At 71.6% G+C, this 20,223-nt stretch carries 12 protein-coding genes; 10 read left to right on the top strand and 2 right to left on the bottom strand.

Translation table 11 applies throughout. The features are described from left to right. Positions 1-53 precede the first annotated feature (53 nt). The 6 genes from WMF43_RS10305 (at position 54) to WMF43_RS10280 (ending at position 10,344) form a co-directional block, all read left to right on the top strand. Positions 54-4,460: a HEAT repeat domain-containing protein gene (locus WMF43_RS10305; protein ID WP_437679334.1), complete on the top strand. Its 4,407-nt coding sequence runs from the start codon at positions 54-56 to the stop codon at positions 4,458-4,460. Then, entirely contained in the window at positions 4,457-5,059 is a 603-nt protein-coding gene (locus WMF43_RS10300) for a hypothetical protein (protein ID WP_437679332.1), read from the top strand. Before WMF43_RS10305 ends, WMF43_RS10300 begins: the two co-directional genes overlap by 4 nt. Beyond that, positions 5,047-6,111, top strand: coding sequence for a tRNA (adenosine(37)-N6)-threonylcarbamoyltransferase complex transferase subunit TsaD (tsaD, locus tag WMF43_RS10295; RefSeq protein WP_437679330.1), 1,065 nt, complete (start codon positions 5,047-5,049; stop codon positions 6,109-6,111). The genes WMF43_RS10300 and tsaD overlap by 13 nt, the downstream gene beginning before the upstream one ends. A gap of 399 nt (positions 6,112-6,510) precedes the next feature. Continuing rightward, entirely contained in the window at positions 6,511-7,530 is a 1,020-nt protein-coding gene (locus WMF43_RS10290; protein ID WP_437679328.1) for a hypothetical protein, read from the top strand. Beyond that, on the top strand, positions 7,520-9,277 hold the full coding sequence (locus WMF43_RS10285; RefSeq protein ID WP_437679326.1) for a hypothetical protein: 1,758 nt from the start codon (positions 7,520-7,522) through the stop codon (positions 9,275-9,277). The genes WMF43_RS10290 and WMF43_RS10285 overlap by 11 nt, the downstream gene beginning before the upstream one ends. Beyond that, positions 9,277-10,344 (top strand): PEGA domain-containing protein, encoded by a 1,068-nt coding sequence (locus WMF43_RS10280; protein ID WP_437679324.1) that lies wholly within the window; start codon positions 9,277-9,279, stop codon positions 10,342-10,344. Before WMF43_RS10285 ends, WMF43_RS10280 begins: the two co-directional genes overlap by 1 nt. 1,284 nt (positions 10,345-11,628) lie before the next feature. On the opposite strand, the gene WMF43_RS10275 is transcribed toward WMF43_RS10280, so the two are convergent. Next, positions 11,629-12,069 (bottom strand): hypothetical protein, encoded by a 441-nt coding sequence (locus WMF43_RS10275; RefSeq protein WP_437679322.1) that lies wholly within the window; start codon positions 12,067-12,069, stop codon positions 11,629-11,631. A gap of 380 nt (positions 12,070-12,449) precedes the next feature. On the opposite strand from WMF43_RS10275, the gene WMF43_RS10270 reads away from it, so the two are divergent. After that, positions 12,450-13,502: a hypothetical protein gene (locus WMF43_RS10270; protein WP_437679320.1), complete on the top strand. Its 1,053-nt coding sequence runs from the start codon at positions 12,450-12,452 to the stop codon at positions 13,500-13,502. A gap of 1,193 nt (positions 13,503-14,695) precedes the next feature. Here the strand turns inward: WMF43_RS10270 and WMF43_RS10265 are convergent. Then, positions 14,696-14,977, bottom strand: coding sequence for a hypothetical protein (locus WMF43_RS10265; protein ID WP_437679318.1), 282 nt, complete (start codon positions 14,975-14,977; stop codon positions 14,696-14,698). A gap of 1,212 nt (positions 14,978-16,189) precedes the next feature. Between WMF43_RS10265 and WMF43_RS10260 the strand changes: the two genes are divergently transcribed. From WMF43_RS10260 to WMF43_RS10250, 3 genes are all read left to right on the top strand, one after another. After that, positions 16,190-17,224 carry a PEGA domain-containing protein gene (locus WMF43_RS10260; RefSeq protein ID WP_437679316.1) on the top strand — a complete coding sequence of 345 codons (1,035 nt, stop codon included), beginning with the start codon at positions 16,190-16,192 and terminating at the stop codon, positions 17,222-17,224. Between the two features lie 367 nt (positions 17,225-17,591). Next, the gene (locus tag WMF43_RS10255; RefSeq protein WP_437679314.1) at positions 17,592-18,980 is read left to right on the top strand and encodes a PGRS family protein; all 1,389 of its coding nucleotides are present in this window, start codon (positions 17,592-17,594) and stop codon (positions 18,978-18,980) included. A gap of 24 nt (positions 18,981-19,004) precedes the next feature. Next, positions 19,005-20,045, top strand: coding sequence for a tetratricopeptide repeat protein (locus WMF43_RS10250; protein ID WP_437679313.1), 1,041 nt, complete (start codon positions 19,005-19,007; stop codon positions 20,043-20,045). Positions 20,046-20,223: the final 178 nt, after the last annotated feature.

Raw genomic sequence — 20,223 nt, 5'->3', positions numbered from 1 at the left:
CCTGCCGCCGCCCCCGCGTGGCCCGCCGCGCGCGACCGATCTACCCTAGCCCGGTGCGCCCCCTCGTCCTCGCCGGCTGCCTCGCTGTCCTGATCCCCGCGGCCGCGACGTTCGCAGCGCCGCGCGCCGCGGCTGCGGACTTCGATCCCGCCGGCCGCAACAAGCGGCCCAAGCCGAAGGCCCCGAAGCCCGGCGGCGGCAAGGCGGGCCCCGCCGCGCGGCCTCAGCCGAAGCCCGAGGCGCAGCCGAAGCCCGACGCGCGGCCGCAGCCGAAGCCCGACGCGCGGCCGCAGCCGAAGCCCGACGCGCCCGAGGCCGGCGACACGAAGCGGGGCGGGCCGTCGAGCGACGCGCTGATCGCGCGGTACACCGCCATCGTCCTGAGCCAGCCGAGCGCGCCTTTCCCGCTCCAGCGCCTCGCCCAGCTCTACCGCGAGCGCGACGGGAACCTGAAGAAGCTCGTCGAGGAGTTCGAGCGCCGCGCCGCCCAGCCCGGCGCTGACGCCTGGGCCTCCAAGGTCGTGCTCGCCGGCGTCTACAAGCAGGACGGGCGCTACGAGGACGCCATCAAGACGTACGAGGCCGCCATCGCGGACCGGCCGCAGGATCCGTCGGCGATCCTCGCGCTCGCGCAGCTCGAGGCGGACCGCGGGGACAAGGCGCGGGCGCGCGGGCACTACGAGAAGGCGCTGCCGCTGCTCAAGGTCCCCGCGGACGTCGAGCAGACCCGGCGCACGCTGCTCGCGCTCTGCCTCGACCTCTCCGACTTCGCCGGGGCCAAGGCGCAGCACGACGCGCTCGTGAAGAACGCGCAGGGCTCGCTCTTCGTCAAGGCGGAGCTCGGGCGCGAGCTCGCCGCGCGCGGGCACCACGCGCGCGCCGAGGCCGAGTTCCGCGAGCTCGTGAGGTCCGCGGCCGGCGACAACCGCGCGCTCGCGCCGGCGCTGCGCGACCTCGGGCAGGCGCTCGCCAAGCAGAAGAAGATGGACGAGGCGCTCGCGGTGCTGAAGCGGGCGCTCGCCGTCGCCGGCAGCGCCGCGGGCGTGCGGTCCGAGATCCTGCTCATCATGACCGACGCGTTCCGCGCCGAGGGGAAGCTCCCGGAGCTCATCGCGATCCTCGAGGCCGAGAAGGGGCAGGACTTCCAGCGGCTCGCGACCCTCGGCGCCCTGCACGAGGAGACCGGCGACGTCGACAAGGCGATCGCGATCTACCGGCGGGCGCTCGCGATCGACGGCAAGCACATCGACACGCGGCTCCGGCTCGTGCACCTGCTCCAGACCGCCGGCGAGCTCGACACCGCGATCCGCGAGTACGAGCTCCTGATCCGGGCGGCCCCGGGCAACGCGGACTTCGTGTTCGAGCTCTGCGAGACGCTCATCCAGCGCGGCGACCGGCCCAAGGCGCTCGCGCTGCTCGCCGAGCTCGAGGGGCGCGTCGCGAACGAGCCCGAGACGCTCGCGGCGGTCGCGGATTTCTACGAGCGGGTCGAGGAGAAGGACCGGGCCCTGAAGGTGCTGCAGCGGCTCGCCGGCGCCGCGGGCGGCGACCCGAGCCACCTCGTGGATCTGGGCGACCGGTACTTCCAGGCGGGCGACAAGAAGAAGGCGCTCGAGACCTGGGCGCGCATCAAGCAGGTCGTGCCGAGCCGCGCGCGCGCGGCGGCCACGCTCGGCGAGGTGTACCTCGACCACGACATGGTGCCCGAGGCGCTCGCCGCGCTCCGGGAGGCCGCGCAGCTCGAGCCCGCGAACAGCCGGTACAAGAAGGCGCTGGCGATCGCGCTGGAGCGCACCGCGAGCTCGCTCGGCAACGCGTCGTCGCGGTACTCCGAGGCGCGCGAGCTCTGGGAGGAGCTGCTCGCCGCGGCGGGCAACGACAAGATGCTCGCGCGCGAGGCGCGCACGCACATCGTGAGCCTCTGGGCGCTCACCCACGAGCTGCCGGGCCGCGTCGCGCCGCTCAGCGCGCGCTTCGGCGCGAGCCCGCCCGACCTGGAGGCGGGGCGGCTGCTCGCGGAGGTGCAGCGCAAGCTCCACCGGCTGCCCGACGCCGAGGCCACGCTGCGGCGGCTCGTCCAGGCGGCGCCCGGCGACGAGGACGCGCTGCTCGCGCTGGAGCGCGTGCTCGTGCTGCAGCAGAACCTGCTCGGGGCGATCGACGTGCTGGGCAAGCTCGTCGAGGTGAACCCGAAGCGGGCCCGCGAGTTCTACCAGCGCATGGCGCAGTACGCCGCGGAGCTCTACCGCGACGACGACGCGATCCGGTACGCCGCGCGGGCGGTCGAGCTGTCGCCCGAGGACGCGAGCGGGCACCAGAAGCTCGGCGACATGTACCGGCGGCGGCAGGATTTCCAGCACGCGATCGCCGAGTACCGGCAGGCGCTCGCGAAGAACGACCGGCTGTTCCCGGTGTACTTCGATCTGGCCGAGCTCCTGCTCACCGCGGGGCAGGCCGACGAGGCGGACCGGCTCTTCCGGCGCGTGGTGAGGGCGTCGAACGACGAGGAGCTCGTCGCCCGCGCGGCGCGGATGTCGATGCAGGTGAACCTCGGCCGGGGCTCGCTCGAGGTGCTCGAGCGGGAGCTCCTGCCGGTCGCGGTCGGCAACCCGCAGAAGCCGCTCTACCGGCGGCTGCTCGTGGAGCTGTACGGGGCGATGACGTTCCCGCTGATGCAGAAGGTCCGCGGCGAGGGGCGCGCGGCGAGCGCGGAGGCGCGCGCGGAGCTCGCGAGGATCGGCGCGCGCGCGGTGAAGCCGCTGCTCGACGCGCTCGCGGACGAGAAGGAGTCGCAGCAGAAAATTGCGATCGAGGTGCTCGCGTACGTGGAGAACAAGAGCGCGGGGCCGGCGCTGTACAACTTCGCGACCGGGCAGGCGGACAAGGGGCTGCGCGCGCGCGCGATGATCGCCTGCGGCGCGCTGCGGGATCCGGCGATGCTGGGGCGGTACGAGCAGATGCTGGCGCCGAAGGACGCGTCGACGAGCGTGCTGCCGAACGACGCGGTGGCGGTCGCGGCGACCTGGAGCGTCGCGCGGCTCGTGGCGGGCGGGGGCAACGGGGGCAACGCAGCGCGGCCCGCGGCGGCGAAGGCGGAGGCGCTGCTCGCGCGGCTGCTCGCGTCGCCGGCGCCGGAGGTGCGCGCGATCGCGGCGGTCGGGCTGGGGCTGACGCGCGACCGGAAGCACGCGGCGGCGCTGTCGGCGCTGGCGCGGGCGCCGGAGGCCGGCGCGCTCCCGCGCGCGGCCGCGGTGCGCGCGCTCGGCGAGCTCGGGGGCGGGGGCGAGGGGCCGGCGCTGTTCGTAGCGCTCGCCGACTCGAGCGAGCCGGAGCTCCGGCGCGCGGCGCTGCTCACGCTCGCGCGGCTCGGCGGCGGGGGCGCGAACGGGAGCGCGGGCGGGGGCGGCCCGGTCGAGGGGGGCGCCGCGGGAGGCGCCGGCGAGGCGATCGCGGCGGGCGCGTTCTCGTCGGACGAGGGGCTGCGGGCGGCGGCGGCGTCGGCCGCGGTCGCGTTCACGCGGCGGGTGTACCCGCGGACGCGGGAGCCGCTGCCGGTGCCCGACGGGGCGCTGACGGTGCGGGAGGTGCTCGCGGGGCTCGATCCGGATCCCTTCGGGCCGGAGGACCGCGCCGCGGCGCTCGTCGCGCTCGGGCCTGCGCTCCAGAAGGCCGCGGTCGCGGCGGTGGCGACGTCGCCCGAGCGGGCGCTGGTCGTCGCCGAGGCGATCCTGTCGCGCCGGGCGCGCGGGGCGCGCGGCGAGCCGGGCAAGGCCGGCGAGGGCGGCAAGGGCGGCGAGGCCGCCGCCGGGGGTGCGGTCGCGTTCGGCCTTGCGCCGTTCACCGACGGGCGCGCGGAGCTCGGCCCCGAGCTGAAGAAGCAGGTGGAGGCCACCGTCGAGGGGATCGCGGCCGCGGTCGTGGGCGGGTTCGTGGCGCTCGTGCGGCACCCGGCGATCGAGGTGCGCACGCGGGCGGTGGAGCTGCTCGCGACCCGGCCCGAGCCGGAAGCGCAGGCCGCGGTGATCGACGCGCTCGGCGATCCGGAGGAGGGGGTGCGGCGCGCGGCGCTGTCGGCGCTCGGCGCGGTCCGGCACGGGCCGACGATCGCGGCCGTGTCGGAGCTGCTCCGGAGCTCGTCGAGCTGGCCGCTCCGCGTGCGCGCGGCGGAGGCGCTCGGGCGGCTCGGCGCGAGCGGCGCCGCTGCGGGCGGCGCGAGCGCGGGCGGCGTTGCCGCGGGCGGCGCCGGCGCGGGCGGCGGCAGGCCGAGCCCGATCGCGGAGACGCTCGGCGCGGCGGCGCGGTCCGACGCGTACGCGCTCGTCCGCGAGGCGGCGGCGCGCGCCCTCACCTCGGCGGACCGGGCGGCGGCTGTGCCGGTGCTCCGGCAGCTCGCGGCGCGCGACCCCGAGCCGCGCGTGCGCGAGGCCGCCGCCGAGCTGATGCGGAGCGCCGCGCCTTGAGCCGCGGCCGACGGCGTCCGCGGCCGCAGCGCCTCGCGCGGCGGTCCACCCCGCCGCTCCTCCTCGCCCTGGCCGGCGCGCTCGGCGCCGCCGGGGCGGCCGGCTGCGACGACCTTAGCCGGTTCTCGACGGCCGAGGGGGAGGCCTACTGCGGCGCGATCACGCTGGGCGGCGCCTTCCGCGCCGGCCTGAGCCCGCGCGTCCAGATGCGGCTGTCGCTCGACGCGGACGCGCTCGACGGGCCCGAGCCGCCGGGCGCGCTCTCGACCTTCGAGGCGCCCGACGGGACCACGCCCGAGCGGCGCCTGCTCGACGGCGCGCCGCTCCGGCCGATCAGCGCGCTCGCCCACGATCCGCTGTCGCGGCTGGAGTTCGGGGATGGCCGCGAGCGCAACGCGGTGTATGCGGTCAGCGCGTCGGATCCGGCGGCGGAGTCGCTGCTCGCGATCCTGTCGCTGCGCACGGACGAGTCGGTCGAGGTCCGCCTGATCCGGGCGGGCCAGGCGCCGCCGGCCTCGGGCGAGGCGCTCGGGCCGGGACAGCGGCAGATCTTCGGCGTATTCAGGCTGACACGGCGGTCGGGGACATGCGGGTTCTAGGGATCGAGACATCGTGTGACGAGACGGCGGCGGCGGTGGTCACCGAGGGCGGCGAGGTGCTCTCCGACGTCGTGCGCAGCCAGGTGGCGTTGCACGCGCCCTACGGCGGCGTCGTGCCCGAGGTCGCGGCGCGCGACCACGCGCGCGCGGTGGTCCCGGTGGTGCGCGAGGCGCTCTCGCGCGCGGGCGTGACGCCGGCGGAGCTCGACGGGGTCGCGGTGACGTCGCGGCCGGGGCTCGCGGGGGCGCTGCTCGTCGGCCTGCAGGCGGCGAAGGGGCTCGCGTGGGCGGCGGGCAAGCCGCTCGTCGGCGTCGATCACCTGGTGGGGCACCTGCTCGCGGTGTTCCTGCGGCGGGACGGCGCGCCCGCGCCGGAGGCGCTGCCGGCGTTCCCGTACGTGGCGCTGCTCGCCTCGGGCGGGCACACGGCGATCTACCGGGTGGACGGGCCGTCGATCGGCGCGATCCGCGAGCTCGGCGCGACGCGCGACGACGCCGCGGGCGAGGCGTTCGACAAGGTGGCGAAGCTGCTCGGCCTCGGGTATCCGGGCGGGCCGGTGGTCGACCGGCTCGCGGCCGACGGGGACGCGGCGGCCGCGGCGGAGGCGGTGCCGGCGCTGACGGCGCGCAAGGAGTCGCTGGAGTTCAGCTTCTCGGGCATCAAGAGCGCGGTGGCGCGGCACGTGGCGAGGCGGGGTCGGCCGGAGGGGCAGGCGCTCCACGACCTGTGCGCGGCGTTCCAGGGGGCGGTGGTGGACGCGCTGGTGCAGAAGACGGTGCGCGCGGCGCGGGCCGAGGGGATCGCGCGGGTGGTCCTGGCCGGGGGCGTCGCCGCGAACCGGGGCCTGCGAGCGACGATGGCGGCGGCGTGCGCGCGACGGGACGTGGCGCTGTTCGTCCCGCCGTTCGCGAGCTGCACGGACAACGGGGCGATGATCGCGTACGCCGGGGCGCTGCGGCTCGCGGCCGGGGAGAGGGACGCGCTGGATCTCGCGCCGGAGACGAGGACGGCGCTGCCGCGGGTGACGCGCAAGGGCGGCGGGGCGCGGTGAGGGGCTGAGACGCCGGCGGTGGGCATGCCGCGCAGCGGGGACACGGGCGCAGCGGGGATACGCCGCGCAGCGGGGATACGCCGCGCAGCGGGGACACGCCGCGCAGCGGGGACACGCCGCGCAGCGGGGAGCGCGGCGCGGAAGCGGGACGGACGCCTGGAGTGGGTCGGATGCTGGGCGCGCAGAGAGATGGGCGGCGTGGAGGATGTGCCGCGTGGGGGAATGGGCGGCGATGAGGGACGGGCTGGTGCCGAGGGTTACCCCGGACTTGTCCCTCGCGGCGAGCCGTGGTCAGATGAGAGCTCAAGATTCAGGCCGGCCTGCGCGGCCGTGTTTCCGGCCGCGCAGGACAGGACAGCTTGTGGAGAGTCGCCCGGCGGGGCGCGAGGGTCGTGAGCCATGTCGATTGCTCTAGGAATCGTGCTCGGGTTGGTCGCGCTGGCGTGTGCCGCAGGCGCCGTGTTCCTGATGATCGAGAGCGCGCGGCTGAAGCGGCAGCTCCAGGACGCCAACCAGCACATCGAGGCGCTCCGGCAGGCGAAGAGCCAGCTCGACCAGATGCGGTCGCAGTACGGGCAGCTCCAGCAGGCGCTCGACATCGCGCGGGGCGAGGACCGGCAGAAGGTCGACTGGCTCGACGCCCAGCAGAAGGAGATCGACTGGTACAAGAGCGAGCTCGAGAGCCGGCCGAAGATCACGCAGAAGCGGTACAAGATCCTGACGCTGGGCATCAAGTGGACCGGCAAGACGTCGCTCACGCTCAAGTGGGCGAATCCGCTCGTCGATCTCGGCACGTTGCAGGGGACGAAGATCGAGCGGTATGAGCGGACGGTGAGCCACGTGCTCACGAAAGAGGTCCTGACGGAGCATGTGTTCGAGATCGGCGACTGGGGCGGCGAGCACATCGTGGACGCGCAGCAGGAGCTCATCATGGAGGAGATCCACGGCCTGTTGATGGTCGTGGATCTCGCGGGCAAGGACGGCCAGCGGCTCGAGCCGGCGCGGATCCAGGAGCAGCTCCGGGAGTTCCAGCCGCAGTCGCTGCAGTTCTTCTTCAGCCCGAAGACGCTGGCCTCGTGCAAGGCGGTGGTGCTGTTCATCAACAAGTCCGACGTGCTCTCCGGGACGCCGGCCGAGGTGGAGAAGGAGGCGCGTGGGTATTACAAGCCGCTCATCGACAGCCTCGAGCGGTACAAGAACCACATCGATATCCGCGTGCTGGTCGGTTCGGCGAGCTACGGGCACAGCACACACCACCTGTTCTCGCATTTCGTGGAGCGCATCCTCCCGAAGAACGCGTACGATCCGCAGCTGCTGCAGCGGATGAAGGCGGACGTGGGCCCGAACCCGGCGCTGGCGCGGACCGCGGCGCTCCCGGCGCCGCAGCTGCCGAATCAGGTCAGGCCCAATGTACGGTAGCGAAGGCGCCTCCGGGTACGTGATCCCGCGGTACCGCGCGGCGGGGGACTCGCCGTGGTACCACGTGTTGCACGGGAACATCCCGGGGCATCAGATCGACTTCATGTATTGCCCGGAGGTGCCGCAGGGGCCCCTCACGACGACGCATTTCAGCCACCTGGCGCGGCTGATGAAGTACATCGAGCCGCAGACGGGTGCGACGCACGCGTTCGCGATCGGCAACCTGTCGCGCGACGACACGCAGCACGAGCCGGGTCACGGCGCGGTGGGGGTGATCTTCGGGTTCCGGATCGGCGGGACGGTCGACCACGCCGGGCGGGGGAATCCGCCGTTCGCGCACGGGATCGTCGCGGTGGACCGGGACCTCGCGTACACGACGCTCCTGGAGGCGGCGGCGACGTTCTACCGGCACGTGATGAACGCGACGGAGGTGAACTCGTCGGCCGGCATGTTCTACCGCGAGTACGTCGGCGCGGTGCGGGAGGCGCCCGAGCGGGTGGCGCACGTGCTGGAGCGGTATGTCGAGGAGTTCCGGGACCTGCCGTATCTGAGGCAGAGCGGCGCGACGTGGGACTGGGTGGCGGACGAGGGGGCGCAGCCGAAGCGGGTCGTGATCGTGCACAAGCACGATGAGCCGTTCGGGGCGATCGCGCACGCGGCGGCGAAGATCGCGACGGTGCTGTACCGGTCGAACATCAGGTGGACGTCGATCACGACCGGGCGAGAGGCGGATATCCCGGGCGGGGTGTCGGTGCGGTTCGTGAGAGAGCGCGACGTCACGATGGAGGACCGGCACGGGATGGTGCTCCGGCTCGACGAGGTCGCGGAGGACGAGGCGGAGATCGCGCGGATGTTCGGGGCGCGGCCGCAGGGCGAGCAGGAGGAGAAGCCGCAGTTCGGAGGGGGGTGGCGGGAGCGGTTCGCGGCGCAGCAGGCGGGAGGGGCGCAGCCGCTCTCGCAGACGTTCGGGGGCGGGGCGGCAGTGAGGGCGCCGGCGCCGCCGGAGCGGGCGCGGGCGACGACGCCGTCGTCGCCGCCGTCGCAGCGGAGCGCGGGGTGGGGCGACGTGCATGCGCCTGGGGTGGCGCTCGGCGCGGCGGCAGCGGGAGTTGCGGGGGCGGCGCAGCAGGTCGGGCCGAAGGGGACGCTGGTCATCGATACCGAGAAGCTGCTCGGGCCAGGGGTGGCGCCGGGGCGGGCGCCCGTCGGGGCGAAGCAGGTGGCACCGACGTCTGCCCCGCCGCCTGCGGTGCTTCCGGCGCAGGCGGTTCAGGCGCGCAGCGAGATGGCCGACGAGATCCCGGTCATCGTCGAGAAGCCGGCGTCATCGCGGAAGTGGGTGTGGGCCATCGTGGGGCTCGGGTGCGCGGGCCTGGCGGCGCTGGCGGCGGTCTGGGCGCTGGGGATCTATCCGGTGCGGCTGGGCCAGGGCGGGGCGGATGGGCCCGCGCCGTCCGGGGCTGCCAGCCCCCCCGACGTGAGCCCGGCGCCGCCGGCGAGCAGCGCGCCGGCGGCGACCTCGTCGGCCGCGGCGCAGAAGCAGGAGCCGGCAGCGACGCCGCCCGAGCCCACGCAGGAGAACCAGGAGGCAGGGGAAGAGCAGCCAGCGCAGGTGGAGCGCGGCAAGGCGACCGGGACCGCGGGCGCCTCGACCGCGAAGCCACCGCTGAAGCGGCGGACCGGGAACAAGACGCCGCCCTCTCGCGGGTCGTCGGCGACATTGCCTGAGGAGAAAATCGAGTTCTGATGAGAAAGAAGCCTTCTCTGCTGAGCATGGCAGGCGTGGCGTTCGCCTTGCTTGCATCACCGGCCCTCGCGCAGCAGCCGGCCCCCAGGGCGCCCGCGCCTGACAGCGAGAGCGACGCGTTGACGGACAAGGCGCGGCAGCTCTTCGAGGAGGGCGTGAAGGCGGCCAATGCGTCGCGGTGGAGCGACGCGCACGCGTCGTTCCTCGCGGCGTGGAGGCTGAAGGAGCACTATCAGATCGCCTCGAACCTGGGCGTCGCGGAGCTCAAGCTGGGCAAGTACCGCGAGGCGGCAGAGCACCTCACGTGGTACCTGCGCGAGGCGCCGGAGACGAAGGTGGAGCAGCGGCGGCGCGCCGAGGCGTGGCTGAAGGAAGCGCTGCCGAAGGTCGCGTCGGTGACGGTGCAGGTCGAGCCGGCAGGGGCGGAGGTGACGGTCGACGGGGCGCTCGTGGGGAAGGCGCCGCTCACGTTGCCGGTGTTCCTGGACCCCGGCCAGCATGAGATCCGCGCGCGGCTCGATGGGCACGTGCCGGAGAAGCGCGCGGTCACGGCGAGGGCGGGTCAGACGGAGACGGTGAGCTTGCGGCTCGTCGCCCGGGCGGTGGAGGTGGGGGGGGCCGGCAACGGCGTTGCCATCGGGCCAGGAACGCCCGCAATGCCCAGGGAGACAGGCGGGCCCAGCAAGCCGGTGCTGTATACCGGCATGGCGCTGGCGGGTGTGGCGGCGGGCGTGGGGGCGGTATTCGGGATCATGTCGCTGAGCAAGGAGAGCGCGGCGGACGACATCTACTCACGTCTCAAGGAGAAAGATGGCCCGTACTTCTGCGCGGGCAAACTGGGTGTGACGAACGCTACGGACTGCAGAACACTCAAGAGCAATCGTGAGGACGCATGGCTCTACACGAAGATCGCGTGGGGCGGTTTCGGCGGAGCTGCGGTGCTCGGGGCGGCGACGCTCGTTTACTACTGGACGGCCTTACCGCGAGCGGAGTCTAAGGCGCACGTTCAGGTGTTCCCGAATGTAGCTGCGGGAGGCGGTGGCATCGTGGTCAGCGGGGCGTGGTAGCCAACGATGTGGCCGGTCTCATTGGCCTTGAGTTTGCTGGAGATGAAGCAAATGCGGACACTGCAGGGCAGGCGGCTAGCGGCCAGTGTTCTGGTGGCGATTGGTTGCGCGACCATGTGGCAGCTGATGGGGTGTAGCGGCGAGCCAACAGAGGAAGGCAATGGTTACCCTGGAGGAATCCCAGGGTCAGGAACCAGCGGCACCGGAGGAAGCTCCAATGTGGCGTGCGACGCAGATCCCACCAAGAATCCTGGCGCAGTCATCGATGACTGCGGGGTCTTCGTGAGCACAAGCGCAAATGAGGACCCGGAGCAGAGGAAGGGTACCAAGGAGCAGCCGTTCAGGACCTTTGCCGAGGCAGCTGCGCGTAGGGGGGACAAGCGGCGGGTGTATGTATGTGCGGAGGCCTCCGAGTCAGGCGCAGCAGCGACATACGAAGAAAGCAGCGGCATAGCCTTCAGTGACGGTGTGGAGATCTACGGCGGGTTCGCCGAATGCAGCAATGAACTCAAGAATTGGGCCTGGCCGAAAGACGAAAAAAGCGCGACGCTGCACGTTACAGTTGTGGATACGCAGCCAGAGACACGTAGCATCATCGCGCTCACACTGAACGGCGGCACGAACCGGCTCGAAAATCTCAATGTCATCGCGCCGGATGCCAGCGCTGCGGACGAAAACTCCCCGGGGAAGTCGTCGATCGCGCTGCTGACGAACGGGGGAGACGTCACCGTCGTCAACGGCACGCTCCAGGCAGGCAATGCCACAAGCGGAGCGCGGGTGAGCCCCAGCCCTATCCCGGAGGATCCGACGCTCGACGGCAAGGAGGGGAACCCGGGCACGGCGGCTTGCGCAGCAGGACTCACCCACCCCGGACCAGCTGGTCCAATCAACGCATGCACGGACGGACAGTCGGCAGGAGGGAAAGGGGGAAACGGAGGTACCGTCAGTGAGAGTAACGGAATTGTCATGCGCTCAGATGGCAGTCGCGGCGGGTCTGGAGATCCGCAAGGATCACAACCAGCTCAAGGAGCAGGTGGCCCCGGCGAAACGATGAATGGCCTCTGCACCGCTGGTGCGGACGGAGCACCAGGTTTCCCGGGTGACCCAGCCGTTGGATCGGAAGGCCTGGGCAGCATCGATGCGACTGGCTACACCGGAGCGCTCGCAAAGCGCGGTGCCACCGGCAAGCCCGGTCAAGGTGGAGGCGGCGGTGGCGGCGCCAGAGGGGGATATGCGACCTGCGGGGGCAGTGACGAGATTCTAGTGCCTGGCGCTAGCGGCGGTTCAGGTGGCAGCGGGGGCTGCGGGGGCCAAGGCGGCCTCGGGGGACATGCCGGAGGCTCGAGCATCGCGATGATTGCTGTCGATGCTGAGGTCATCCTCGACGGAGTAACTCTCCTTGCTGGCAACGCTGGAGACGGCAGCGCCGGAGGAGAAGGTCAGCCCGGTGGAGAGGGGGGCGAAGGTGGCGAACCTGGGGCCCGCGCAGATGACGATGTCAGGCGCGGCTGCGCGGGTGGGTACGGCGGTCCGGGCGGCAAAGGTGGTCCAGGCGGCGGTGGCCACGGCGGTCACTCGCTTGGCGTCGCTATCCGCGGGGGCTCGTTGCAGTTCAAAAACCCGGGTGGCTTCACCCCGGGCAACAAAGGTGCTGGAGCCCCGGGAGCGGGCACTGACCCGGACCCGACGAAGAATGGTGCACCAGGCAAGGACGGCTACGACCAAGAATGCCTGAACTTTGACGACGAGACATCTTGCTCTCCCTAAGCCGACTCTCAGCCGGGCGAGTAACCTCAAGCGGATAAATCTCAATAGGGTCATGAGGTGATTCCTAAGGCAAGTATAGTCGGCGACTTCCCACCATGGAGATCCCACGGGGCATCTCGTGTGCATACCCGACCGCCGCTCCCTCAGGCTCCGCTCTGACAACGCGGTCCGCCTGGGCCTTCGGTGATGACGGTCGATCGTGCGTCACGGACCTCGACAGGACCACGTCTGGGGCGAGCGCAGTCCACAGCCTCCTCGACGTGTTTACGACCCAGCCGTCACAGCGCCCCGCACAGGCGGCACGCGCTTCATCTGGGAAGCCTTGGAGCGGAGGAACGATGCGTCATCGATGCCTGGTGATAAGTGCGTTGTTGCTGGGCGTGCTCGTTTCAGCTCCAGCCACCGCGGACGACAAGGAGCCGACAGCGCAGGCCAAGGCCGCCGCTCGTTTGCTCGCCGATGAGGGCTGGAGGCTCTACTCGGCGGAACGCTACGAGGATGCGCTCAAGTCCTTCACGGAAGCGGAGGCGAAGGTCCACGCGCCGACGTTCCTGCTCATGATGGCGCGCACGTACGACAAGCTGGGCCGCCTTCTTGACGCACGAGCGGTGTACCGGCGCATCCTCGAGGAGAAGCTCGCCGCGAGCGCACCACCAGCGTTCGTGCAGGCCCAGGCGAGCGCCAGGGAGGATCTGGCCGTGCTGGCACCGCGCATCCCTGGGGTGAGCGTCGTCGTGAGCGGCGCGGCGATCAGATCCGTGACGCTGACGCTCGACGGAGCGAGCCTCGAGCCCTCGTCGTTCGTCGAGCGAGACCCTGGCGACCATGTGTTGATCGCAGCGATGCCGGGCCGCCGATCCGTGACCAGGACGATCCACCTCGCCGAAGCTGCGCGGGAGCAGGTCGTTCTTGACGCCGCGTCACTCCCCATGGATCCAGCGTCGGCGGAACCAACACGCGCTGCCATGGTGGACCGTCAGCGCAGCGCTCAGCCGCACGACGCCGGCCCGCCCAGCAAACCGCTGCTGTATACCGGCATAGCCCTGGCGGGTGTGGCGGCCGGTGGCGGGATGGTGTTCGGGATCGTGTCGATGAAGAACGAGAACGATGCGGACGACACGCACGCATATCTGAAGAAGAAAGATGGTCCGCTCGCGTGCGCAGGTGGACAGAACGCGGCGGACTGCAAGGCCCTCCTGCGCATGCGGGAGGATGCGTGGACCTACACGAAGGTCGCGTGGGGTTGCTTCGGTGGCGCCGCAGCGATCGGGGCCGCGACGCTCCTCTACTACTGGACGGCACCCACGTCAGCCAAGGCGACGACACATGCCCTGTTGATCCCGCATGTCGGTCCGACGAGCAACGGCGTCGTGTTCACGGGTGCATGGTGAGACAACACAGACGACTTCGCTTGTTTTCAGAATCGCTGGAGGCGAAGCTGATGGTGAAGGTCCAGGTGAGGTGGCCGACGGCCGGAACGCTCGTGGCGCTCGGTCTGATGAGCATGTGTCACACGCTGGGGTGCTCGGGGCCTCCGGACACCAACGAGCTTGGCATGGGCAGCATTTCAAGCACCACCAGCAGCGGCCCTCTCCCGCAGTGTGCTCCGCCACCAGCAGGGGATTCCAGCGCACTCGTCGATCAGTGTGGCGTCTTCGTGCGCGCGAGCGCGGCCGCCGGCGGGGACGGCAGCAAGGCACGGCCGCTCCAGAGCTTCGCCGAGGCGGCCGCGAAGAATACGAAGCGGGTGTATGCGTGCGGCGAGATGTACACCGAGGGCACCGGGGTGGTCTTCAGCGATGGAGTTGAGATTTACGCCGGATTCACGGACTGCGATGGGAACTGGGTCTGGTCACCAGACGCGCAGGCAACACTCCAAGGACCGGCCGACGCCATCGCGCTCACGCTGAACGGTGGTGAGAACCGGCTCGAAAATCTCAATGTCGTCGCCGCAGACGCCAGCGCCGCGGACGAAAACTCCCCGGGGAACTCGTCGATCGCGCTGCTGGCGAATGGGGGCGAGGTCACCGTCGTCAACGGCACGCTCCAGGCCGGCAACGCGACAAGCGGAGCGCGGGTGAGCCCCAGCCCTATCCCGGAGGATCCGACGCTCGACGGCACGGAGGGGAATCCGGGCATCGCGGCTTGCACACCAGGACTCACCCACCCTGGACCAGCGGGTCCAATCAACTCATGCACGGACGGGCAGTCAGTAGGAGGGAAAGGGGGAAACGGAGGTAACGTCAGTGAGAGCAACGGAGTTGTCGTACGCTTTGATGGCAGCGGCGGAGAGTCTGGAAATGCGCCAGCATCACAACCAGCTGACGGAGCCGGCGGCGACGGCGAAATGGCTGGGCAACCCTGCACCCCTGGTGCAGACGGAGCACCAGGTCTCCCGGGCGACCCAGCCGTTGAATCGAAAGGCCTGGGTGCCATCGACGCGACTGGCTACACCGGGTCGCTCGCAGAGCGCGGTGGCACCGGTAAGCCCGGCCAAGGTGGGGGCGGCGGTGGCGGCGCCAGAGGGGGATATGCGACCTGCGGGGGCAGCACCGAGTTTCTAGTGGTTGGCGCCAGTGGCGGCTCAGGTGGCAGCGGGGGCTGCGGGGGTCAAGGCGGCCTCGGGGGACACGCCGGGGGGTCGAGCATCGCGATCATTGCTGTCGATGCTGACGTCATCCTCGACGGAGTGGCTCTCGTTGCTGGCCACGCTGGAGACGGCAGCGCCGGAGGAGAAGGTCAGCGCGGTGGAGAGGGGGGCAAAGGTGGCGAACCTGGGGCCCGTACAGATGACGATGTCAGGCGCGGCTGCGCGGGTGGGTACGGCGGTCCGGGCGGCAAAGGTGGTCCAGGCGGCGGTGGCCATGGCGGTCACTCGCTCGGCGTCGCCATCCGTGGAGGCTCATTGCAGTTGAAAACCCCGCATCCCTTCACCCCCGGCAACAAGGGTGCTGGCGCCCCGGGAGCGGGCACTGACCCGGACCCAACGAAGAACGGCGCACCAGGCAAGGACGGCTACGCCCAAGCATGCTTGCCTTTTGGCGACGAGACATCTTGCCCGTCCTAGCCCGACGCTCAGCTCCGTCGTGACCGGCGTCCGCTGCTCCGCGGGTGATTTTAACCTCCCCGCTCGCTTGCTTGGCGCCGTGACGCATCTCACCCTCCCCGCGGACGAGAAGCGAGCGCCCGGTGCGCCATCCGCGTTCGGAGAACGCCGAGCGGGCGCCATCAAGCCTCCAAGGACGGTTTTCGAGCTCCGCATGCCCGATCGCAGCGATTGCGGTCCCCAGCGACGGCTCTCATCGCCCTCCACACCAGACGAAGCGGCTCCTGCCGCAGCAGAAACGGCTCCCGCCGCAGTAGAAACGGCTCCCGCCGCGAATCCGACCCGACGGGACACCTTACCGCCTCCCACCCTCCCCCGACCGCTCACAAGCGCCCTCGCCCAAATCGCCCCTACTCCCTCGCCGCCGCTCCTCCCGCCCTCGCATCCGCCAGGCTGCTCCCGCCCCTCGCGCCCTCGCCCCCCTCCTGCACCTCGGCGCCGACTCGGTCCTCCCGGGCGAGTATCGCCTCGACCACCCGCTCTCCCGCGGCGGCGTAGGCTCGGTCTGGTTCACGCGCCGCCTCTCGCTCGGCACGCCGGTCGCCCTCAAGTTCATGGCTCCGGCCCGCGCGAGCTCCCCCTCCGCGGCCTCCGCAACCCGCCAGCCCCCGCACGCGACCGCCGCCGAGACGAGCCAAACCGGAATGGGGACGCTGCTCGAGGAGGGCAGCCGCCTGCGGGACTCCGGACGCGCGCCGCTCCGCCCTCGAGACCGCGGGCCGAGCCGGACGTGACGGCGAGCCGCGGCGAGAGCCGCCGCGCGCCGTGGCGTGACGCGACGCAAGGACGACGTGGAACCTGACGTGGGCCCTGCTGGCACGCTGCCGCCGCGCCGCCGCCGCCCTCCCGGGTACACCGGGACCACAAAAACGTTCAGAACCGCCCGGACGCGGTATCTTGGAGCCCCAAGGTGGCCGCGGTGCCGCCGCCATCTCCCCGAACCCCAGCTCCCTGGAGCAACGCCGGATCCTCATGACGACGAAGCGCCCGCTGCTGTGGACCTTGAGCGTAGCGATGGCCCTGCTGGCCCCCGTTGCCGGCGCGCAGCCGGCGGCCCCTCGGGCCGAGGCCCAGGAGAGCGACGCGCTGACGGACAGGGCGCGCCAGCTTTTCGAGGACGGGGTGAAGGCGGCCAAGGCGGGGAAGTGGGCCGACGCGCACGCGGCGTTCCTCGCGGCGTGGAGCCTCAAGCCGCACTACCAGATCGCCTCGAACCTGGGCGTGGCCTGCCTCAAGGTGGGCAAGCCCCGCGACGCCGCCGAGTACCTCACGCGGTACCTCCGCGAGGCCCCCGCGACGAAGGTCAAGGAGCGGCAGCTCGCGGAGGCGTCGCTGCAGGAAGCGCGGGCGAAGGTCGCGGCCGTCACCGTGCAGGTCGCGCCGGACGGGGCCGAGGTGACGGTCGACGGGACGACCGTCGGGCAGGCGCCGCTCGCGGACCCCGTGTTCCTCGATCCGGGCCAGCACGAGATCGGCGCGAAGCTCGACGGGTACGAGCCGCAGGCGCGTCCGGTCGCGGCAGCGGCGGGCGGCACGGACACGGTGGTCCTCCAGCTGCAGCGAAAGGCAGAGGTCGCAGCGGAGCGTCCCGCCCCTGTCCCGAGTGTTCCGCCCACGGGCTCGCGGAACGGCAGGAGGACGGCGATCCTCGTCGGGGGTGGCGTCGCGACCGGGGTCGGCGCTGCGGCGGGCGTGCTCTTCACGGTGCTGGCCAACAGCAGGGCCGGTGAGGCTGAGGATCTGAAGAGCAAGCTGACCGCTGAAGGTCAGAACAGGTGCTTGTCCAAGCCTGGACCCGACGACTGTAGCAAGCAGAGCAGTACGCTGGACGAGAGCACGCGCTACAGCAACGTGGCGTTCTGGAGCTTCGTGGGCGCCGGGGCGGTCGGTCTCGGGACGCTGCTCTATGGCGTCGTGAGCAGCTCTTCGGGGCCCGAGGCCCGTGTGCAAGTAATGCCCCTGGTAGGAGCCAACGATATGGGGCTCTCGGTCGGCGGGACGTTCTGATGACGGCGCCCCAAGGAACGATGGAGAAGGGATGATGCCTCGGATTGCTCGTACCGCCGCGTTGCTCGTCCTTGGAACCACGGCAGCTGCCAGCCTCGAAATGGCCGGCTGCTTCCCGTTCCCGTACCATGATCGTTGCGAGGACAAACCCCTAGAATGCCCCGACACTGCGGGGAGTACGGGAGGAACGGGCGGCGCGGGAAGCACAGGGGGATCTGGCGCGGGGGGGGCGGGAGGCGCAGGAGGAACAGGCGGCGCAGGAGGAACAGACGGCACAGGAGGGACAGGCGGCGCAGGAGGAGGGCCGGCGATAGTGCAATGCGTGCCCAGCGCTGGGCAAGACTGGACTGCGGACGAGACGTGCGGCGTGTTCGTATCGGCAGTTCGCGGCAGCGCCGGGGGCTCAGGAACAAAGGATGCACCGCTCAAATCGCTCCAGGCGGCCATTGCTCTCGCCCAGCAGAAGACCGGTCGCGTGTACGCCTGCGCCGGCGACGGCGAGGGGTTCAACGAAGCGGTCGACGTGCCGAGCGGCGTCACGGTCTACGGCGGACTCGACTGCGGCGATGGCTGGGCATGGATCGGCGGTACGACGAAGACCACCCTGACGGCAGAGTCGGGAAAGATCCCGCTGACGATGCACGGGGATTCGGGGGTCGTACACATTGAAGACGTGCACGTCACGGCGCAGCCGGGCATGCAGGGAACCAACGCGACGGTCTCGTCGATCGCGGCCATCGCGCTCAACACGAACGTGGAGCTCGTCCGGTGCTTGCTCGAAGCGGGAAATGCAGCGCCCGGAGCGAACGGCGCACCTCCTCCAGGCCGTCTCGGGGTGGCCCCGGCAGGGCAGGCGGGGGGTAACGCCTGCTCCCAGTCGAACGAAGCTGACGTGGCGGGCGGGGGCGCCGTGGTGAACGATTGCGACACACCCGACTCGGGTGACGATTCGCGCGGTGGCAGGGGTGGCAATGGCTCGATGTCCGAAGGCTACAGTGGTGCAAATGGGGAACCTCTCCTCACCGCAATTGGCGACGAGCCCAATGGCGGCGCAGGTCACCCGACGGGCCTTGTAACTCTCTGCACTCCTGGCGACCCTGGCAGCAGCCGCGGCCCGGGCATGCCCGGCGTGGACGCCACGGGCCGCGGTGCCATCTCCGAGGCCGGCTATGCGGGTGCCCCTGGCATGGACGGCGGCCGTGCGATGCCGGGACAGGGTGGTGGCGGCGGCGGCGGCGAGCGGGGCGCAACGTCGACCAGTACCCGCAGGTGTCCGGGCAACATGATTAACCGCGCCGGCGCAGGCGGCGGCTCCGGCGGGGCCGGCGGCTGCGGTGGCGCGGGCGGCCGAGGTGGCCTCCCGGGAGGCGCCAGCATCGCGCTGATCAGCATCAATGCCATGTTTTCTTTTACCAACGTAGTCCTCGGGGCCGCCGACGGCGGCGATGGCGGCGACGGCGGCGACGGACAGCAGGGTGGCACGGGAGGCGAAGGAGGCCCGGGCGGGGCGGTTCCGTCCGGTTCCGACGGTCTATCCGCCGGCTGCCCCGGTGGCAGGGGCGGCGATGGTGGCGCCGGTGGCAAAGGCGGCGGCGGTCAGGGCGGCCATTCCCTCGGCATCGCCTTCCTCGGCCAGCAGCCGCCCACCGCGGGCGCCACCATCTTCCGCGGCACCGCTGGCCGCGGCGGCACAGGCGGCACCCCCGACCGCCGCGGCGCGGATGGAGTCGCGATGAACGTGCTGGGCTTCGACTGAGCCGCCCCGATGCGCCCCGCAGCCATGAGCCCCCACCCACATCTCCGCCTCGCTCTGCTCCTCGCGCTCGCACTCCCGGCCGCGCCGGCCATGGCCGTCGCCCAGCCAGCCCAGCCGACCGAGCAGGCCAAGGCGGCGGCCCGAGCCCTCGCCGGCCAGGGCTGGGAACACTTCCAGGCCGGCCGTTACGAGGAGGCGCTCGCTGCCTTTCGCGACGCCGAGGCCCTGGTGCACGCCCCTTCGCTCCTGTACCAGGCCGCGCGCTCCTGCGAGCGGCTCGGTCGCCTGATCGAGGCGCGCTCGTTCTATCAGCGCATCGTCGACGAGCCGCTGGCCGCCAGCGCCCCGCGCGCATACCAGCAGGCCCAGGCCGACGCGAAGGTCGAGCTCGCCGCGCTCGCTCCGCGCATCCCGTCCCTCGAGGTCACCGTCACGGGCGCGTCGACGTCCGCCGTGGCGCTGACGCTGGACGGGCAACGCATCGACCCGGCGCTGCCCGTGGAGCGCGATCCTGGCAACTACACGCTGGTCGCGGTCGTACCAGGCCACACCCCGGTGACGAGGACGATCCAACTGAAGGAAGGGGCGAGAGAGCAGGTGACCCTCGATCTCACGCCCCCACCCGCAGCAGCGCCGGTTACGGACCGACCAGCTGCGCCCTCGGGGACCGATACGCGGAGGGCCGTGCTCGTCGGCGGCGGAATCACGGCCGGCGCCGCTGTGCTCGCGGGGATTGCGTTCACGCTGGTCGCCAACAGCAAAGCGGGCGATGCAGAACGGCAGGGGAACGAGGTCGATTCCATCGGCCACGGACCTGGGAGCTGCTCGAGTCCCGCGGAGCCCAGCCTGGTACGGCAGTGCGACGAGCTGAGCGCGCGGGTCGACGACCAGTACCTGTTCAGCAACCTGGCGTTATGGGGCTTCGTCAGCGGGGGCGCGGCCGCGCTTGGAACACTCGGCTACTACTGGCTTGCGCCCCCGCCGAGCGAGTCGCGGAAGCAGATGCGCGTCTTGCCACTGGTGACGCTCGGCGGAGGAGGGATCGTCGCTGGCGGGTCTTTCTGAGCCGAGTCGAGGAACCCATGAACCGAGAGACCAAGAGGGCGATGCGGCTCGCAACACACGGAGCTTCGGCGCTGGCCGTGGCGTCGATCGTCGCCGCAGTGCAGGCGGCGAGCTGCCTCCGACCCGATTGCAACGAGCTGCGTCAGTGCGGAGACGGCGAGGCGGGGGCAAATGGCTC

The organism is Sorangium sp. So ce131 (assembly GCF_051519095.1).
Taxonomy (GTDB): Bacteria; Myxococcota_A; Polyangia; order Polyangiales; family Polyangiaceae; genus Sorangium.
The sequence above is the reverse complement of the archived record's forward strand: the minus strand, read 5'-3'. Positions and strand labels throughout refer to the sequence as shown.